Source organism: Caballeronia sp. BR00000012568055 (assembly GCF_029439455.1).
In the GTDB taxonomy this organism is placed as follows: domain Bacteria; phylum Pseudomonadota; class Gammaproteobacteria; order Burkholderiales; family Burkholderiaceae; genus Caballeronia.
Genome location: NZ_JAQFVG010000214.1, coordinates 1 through 578 on the forward strand (window position 1 = coordinate 1; position 578 = coordinate 578).

Here is a 578-nt window from a genome sequence, read left to right on the forward strand (position 1 = left end):
ACCACGCGGATTCGACCTCGCAGGTCCATGCCGCACGCGTCGTATACGTTGGCCGGTGAACGGTGTAAACGCGGCCGTGCTCCTGCCGGAGCAACGCCCCTTCCACTGGCTGGGCGTCGTCACTTTCTGGCGCGCACATAGCCGGACACGTCGACGCCTTCGTCCCAGATTGCTTTGGAAAAGGCAAAACTGGTGGAATCGCGGTGCGCATACTGGTAAAGGATGTGTTGGACCGCGCGTGTGAAGAATTCCATCGGCAGCTCGAGCTCCCCAACCAGCTGCGCTCGTTTGTGGGCGTCATCGAAGGCTTCCCAGAGGGCTCCGCCTTCGGTAGCCAGACGCATGCCGGCGTCCCAGGCGCGCGGGAAAAAAAAGCGCGTATGAGTCCAGCCTGAGTTTTCGGGATATTCGCCCTGATCGTATCCCTGCAGACAGGCGGAACACTCGTGCGCGGAACGCACACCGTGAAACGGTAATTCCTCGGTCATGAAGCGGGCGACAATCTGTTCTTCGCCGTCGCGCTGGAAAATGCTTTTTCTCGCCCGCAGCGAGGGCTGGCCGACGAGCATGGTCACGAG

1 pseudogene is annotated in these 578 nt (G+C 61.1%); it reads right to left on the reverse strand.

The annotated features are described in order from the left end of the window. Positions 1–119: 119 nt before the first annotated feature. A pseudogene (locus tag P7F28_RS10205) lies at positions 120–578 on the reverse strand (ATP-binding protein); the annotation flags it as partial.